General features: G+C 34.9%; 4 protein-coding genes. All 4 read right to left on the bottom strand.

Annotated features, from left to right (window positions below):
• Positions 1–491 precede the first annotated feature (491 nt).
• On the bottom strand, positions 492–2,324 hold the full coding sequence (gene typA, locus HMPREF2811_RS04320; protein WP_066125403.1) for a translational GTPase TypA: 1,833 nt from the start codon (positions 2,322–2,324) through the stop codon (positions 492–494).
• A complete protein-coding gene (locus HMPREF2811_RS04315; RefSeq protein WP_066125405.1) occupies positions 2,311–3,114 on the bottom strand; it encodes an inositol monophosphatase family protein in 804 nt (267 codons plus the stop codon). Before HMPREF2811_RS04315 ends, typA begins: the two co-directional genes overlap by 14 nt.
• Positions 3,115–3,124: 10 nt before the next feature.
• A complete protein-coding gene (locus HMPREF2811_RS04310) occupies positions 3,125–3,412 on the bottom strand; it encodes a UPF0223 family protein (protein ID WP_066125407.1) in 288 nt (95 codons plus the stop codon).
• Positions 3,413–3,509: 97 nt separating this feature from the next.
• Positions 3,510–4,127 carry a DUF1054 family protein gene (locus HMPREF2811_RS04305; RefSeq protein ID WP_071408249.1) on the bottom strand — a complete coding sequence of 206 codons (618 nt, stop codon included), beginning with the start codon at positions 4,125–4,127 and terminating at the stop codon, positions 3,510–3,512.
• Positions 4,128–4,698 lie beyond the last annotated feature (571 nt).

Here is a 4,698-nt window from a genome sequence, read left to right as displayed (position 1 = left end):
TTTAAGTGGCTAATTTAATTTTAGAACTTTCACAAAATTTTTAAAAGTAATCTTATTGTAAATTAGTCAATCTCCTTGTTTCATTTGCAATAAAAGCGCGAGAATAAGCTTTTTGACATTAATAAATGGGAGTGACTAAGAAAATAACAGCTAATTTTCGCTTACTATACTCAGTCTCTATATACTTTTTATAGACAGCAAGTAGAGTCAGCATTCATTTGCTAACATTCAACCTACTTCCAATAACTAAAAAAGTCATTAGCCAAAATTAACTTTCTCAATTCTACTTCCAATATCAAAAAAGTCATTAGCCAAAATTAACTTTCTTAATTCTGCTTCCAATATCAAAAAAGTCATTGGCAAAAATTAAATTTCTCCATGACTGGATGAATGGTTAATCTTTCATAGCTCGCACATATTAATAAAGAACCCAAAAAACTGGTCTCCCTCGGGACACCAGTTATGGTAAGCTTTATGTGTCTTACAAAAAACTATTTACTTTCTTTTTTATTGGCTTTCTCACGTAAAGATTTATCTAAAATTTGTTTTCTTAGACGAATACTTTTTGGGGTTACTTCACAATATTCATCATCATCCATAAATTGAATGGATTCTTCTAAAGTCAAGATTCGAGGACGTTTGATGACTGCTGTTTGATCTTTAGTAGCAGAACGAACGTTCGTTAAGTTTTTCGCGCGAGTAATATTGACTGTTAAGTCATTTTCACGATTATGTTCTCCCACTATCATACCGCCATAAACTTCCGTACCAGGTTCTACGAAAATCGTACCACGATCTTCTAAAGCCATAATACTATAAGTCGTTGCTGTACCATTTTCAATCGAAACTAAAGTACCATTACGACGACGACCAATACTTCCTTCTATTACTGGTAAATAATCATCGAAAGTATGGTTAATAATGCCGTAACCGCGCGTAATCGACATGAACTCTGTAGAAAAGCCAATTAAACCACGCGCTGGGACTAAGAATACTAAACGTACTTGACCATTACCAGTATGAATCATATCAGCCATTTCAGCTTTACGAGAACCTAATGCTTCGATAATCGAACCCATATATTCTTCCGGTGTATCAATTTGTACGCGCTCAAATGGTTCACACATTTTACCGTCAATTTCACGTAAAATAACTTTTGGTCTTGAAACTTGGAACTCATATCCTTGACGACGCATTGTTTCAATTAAGATGGATAAGTGCAACTCGCCACGTCCCATCACTCTAAACGCATCTGGTGAATCAGTTGGTTCTACTTTCAATGAAACGTCTGTATGTAATTCTTGCATTAAACGATCTTGTAAATTACGCGCTGTTACATACTTACCTTCACGTCCAGCAAAAGGCGAATTATTTGTTAAGAATGTCATTTCCAATGTCGGTTCATCGATGTGTAGTAATGGTAAAGCTTCAGGCTTTTGTGCGTCAGCAACTGTTTCACCAACGAAAATATCTTCCATACCAGAAAGTGCAATTAAATCTCCGGCTTTAGCTTCATTAATTTCTACACGATCTAAACCAAAGAAACCTAAAATCTTGGTGACACGGAAATTTTTCTTAGTGCCATCTGCTTTCATTAAAGCAACATTATCGCCCACTTTAATCTTACCACGGAAAACACGTCCAATTCCAATACGACCTACAAAGGCATTATAATCTAATAAGGAAACTTGAAATTGTAAAGGTTCATCACTATTATCAATGGGTGCTGGCACATGTTCGATAACAGCATCAAAAATAGCATCCATTGAGGGCTGTTGGTCTTCTAGTTGATCAGAAGTAGAAGAAGTACCGTTAATAGCTGAAGCATAAACTACTGGGAATTCTAATTGGTCATCATCCGCACCGAGTTCAATAAATAATTCTAACACTTCATCGACCACTTCTGCCGGTCTTGCTGACGGTTTATCAATTTTATTAACAACCACTACTGGCGTTAATCCAACTTCTAATGCTTTTTTTAATACAAAACGTGTTTGTGGCATGGTACCTTCATAAGCATCCACTACTAACACAACACCATCAACCATTTTAAGAATACGCTCTACTTCACCACCAAAATCGGCATGTCCTGGTGTGTCTAAAATGTTAATACGAGTGCCTTTATAGTTAACAGCTGTATTTTTGGCTAAGATGGTAATGCCACGTTCTTTTTCGATATCTCCCGAGTCCATTGCACGTTCTTCTAACTGTAAACGAGCATCAAGAGTATCTGAGTTTTTTAGTAATTGGTCAACCAAAGTTGTTTTACCGTGGTCAACGTGAGCAATTATTGCAATATTTCTTATATCATTACGCGTATTCATTAATTTCCCCTATTTCTGTTGGATTGTTTAAAATTTCGACTGCTTCCTTATAAACGCTTGGATGTGCAAAGAGGACCGGTGATTTTTCTAAAATAGATAATGGTGAGCCATTTGCTTGTGTACAAATAATACCACCCGCTTCACAAATCGCATATCCTGCAGCAAAATCCCAAGGATGTAAGCCAAAAGATAAGTAAAGTGAGGCTTCACCTCTTAAAACTTGAATCACCTCTAAAGCTGCAGAACCATGTGCTCTGGCTCCTAATACCGTTGCTAATAAACTTTGACAATTATTTTGATTGCGACTAAACATCCCGACATTTCCCATAATGAGACTATCATTTAATGGACCTACCGGTAATGGTTTCAATGGTTTATTATTGAGATACATCCCTTCACCAACGATACCATAATATAAATCATGCTGCATCACATCATAAATATAGCCCGCTACTGGCTTACCATTATTAAATAAACCAATCATAATACCAAAATTATTCTTTTGTTTAACAAAGTTTAAAGTACCATCAATCGGATCAATAACCCAAATCATGCCATTGGTATCATTTACCGGATCACTGATTCCTTCTTCGCCAATAATACGGTGTTCAGGATAAAACTGACGAATTTTCTCAGTAAAGAATTTTTCCGTTGCTTTATCCATTTCAGTAACTAAATCACTGGCATCCTTTTTTTCATCGACTTGTAATTTTCTACTATGAGATTCTCTCAAAGCCTCTGCCGCTTCTTCCATCCAAACTAAAATACGATGATGTAATTGGTAATCCATATTCTTCCTCCTAATTAATCCTCATCTTTTTGTTTTTGGCTTCCGTTTTATTCAGCTCTTTCATTAATTTCACAGCTTGATAAATAGAATAACCACTTTCACTTTGGAAAACTTTATCTAATTGTTTTTCACCACTTATACTGGTCACCACTTCTTTAAATTTTTGATACTTAATCGAGAACTCTTTAACATCCATTGAAGACTCATAAACTTGCTCAACAGCTGCTAAAAATTCAACAACTTTAACTATCTCTTCTGTTGACCAATCTGAATCGATAGGATAAGCATAATTTTGCATTAGCCCGCCTCCTGTCCATGTACTACTATACAGTATTTTGCAATAAAAATAAAAACATTTTTCCGATGAAAGCGGTCTATATCAAATTATTTTAGTTTTAATAAAATGACATGGCTTCCATGTAAAATGGCATCAAATCATCAAGAGTTTCAATGAAACTTTCCGATAATAATTTACTATCACTTAATATCTCTGAATCCTTTGGATAGATTCTTCCTATCATTAACTCAGCTTTTTTTACTTTTTCCAAACGTTCAAGCAAGTTTGCCCAATCAATATCCGGCCCCTCTTGAAACCCAAACTGGGTATGATCCGGAATGACTGCGAAATCTTGTGGCAACTCTTTAAATACTGATAATTTTTGTTGCCATAATTGAGCAATCTCTTTTTCATGGAGTGGATTATCAATTAACGCCAACGTGAAAAATACATAATGTTCATTAATACCAATTTGGAAATGAGGATACTTCTTATATCCACGTTTATCTCCACCAATCGCTACCCATGTTGATTCTGGTGGATAAGTCGTTCTCCGTAAATGTTTTGCAATATGCACGAACACCTCCGTTGATTGTGGTGATTGTTCTTGAAGATGTTCTGCTAAAATATCACCAAAATATTGAAAAGTTGGTTGAATACGTGCTTGAATGCCCACCATTCTTCCCGCTAGTTCAGGTTCATTAAAAACAGCAAAAGCTGTGTGATCAAAATTCATCAGTCTCACTCCTCGTCTATTCTCTATTATCTCAATATGGAAGAAGGTTTGCAATGAAGAAGTGTTTATCTCCAAGCAAATTCCCCCACCATTTAAAGTAAAAGTCTATCTGGCATTACCAATGATGTAAAACTAAAATATGTTCATTTCTTTTTTAATGAGATACGTAAAAAATAAAAGTATCTAAACATTAAAATTAGTTTTCGTGCACTACTAAAGTTCACAAAGTTGATCGGCTTTAAGTAAGGCCAGAAGATGCTGTTGAGTATGGTGCCGATTCAATAAAATATTGATGTGATAGACAAACAAAAACAGCCTTCTCTTTGATATTGGTAAGAGTAAGGCCGATAAATAATAAAACTACTACACGAAAAATTACAATTTTATATTTAACTTTTCAAATAAAATTGTAATAGTTTTAAAGCTAAAAGGATCAATCCTTTAATCGTCTAACGCGTTTTACTGATAGGAAATTATAGAGAGTGCAAAAACATGTATTACCGAAAAGTCTATATAAGAGTGCTTTTAATGACATTATATGTAAGCGTCCCATAACAGAGTATCTATCATT

Origin of the sequence: Globicatella sp. HMSC072A10 (assembly GCF_001811625.1) — a bacterium.
In the GTDB taxonomy this organism is placed as follows: Bacteria; Bacillota; Bacilli; order Lactobacillales; family Aerococcaceae; genus Globicatella; species Globicatella sanguinis.
Note: the sequence above shows the minus strand (reverse complement) of the source record. Positions and strands in the feature narration are given on the sequence as shown.

Coding starts and splice junctions, on each gene's coding strand:
- typA (WP_066125403.1), bottom strand. CDS start 2,324: ATGAATACGCGTAATGATATAAGAAATATTGCAATAATTGCTCACGTT.
- HMPREF2811_RS04315 (WP_066125405.1), bottom strand. CDS start 3,114: ATGGATTACCAATTACATCATCGTATTTTAGTTTGGATGGAAGAAGCG.
- HMPREF2811_RS04310 (WP_066125407.1), bottom strand. CDS start 3,412: ATGCAAAATTATGCTTATCCTATCGATTCAGATTGGTCAACAGAAGAG.
- HMPREF2811_RS04305 (WP_071408249.1), bottom strand. CDS start 4,127: ATGAATTTTGATCACACAGCTTTTGCTGTTTTTAATGAACCTGAACTA.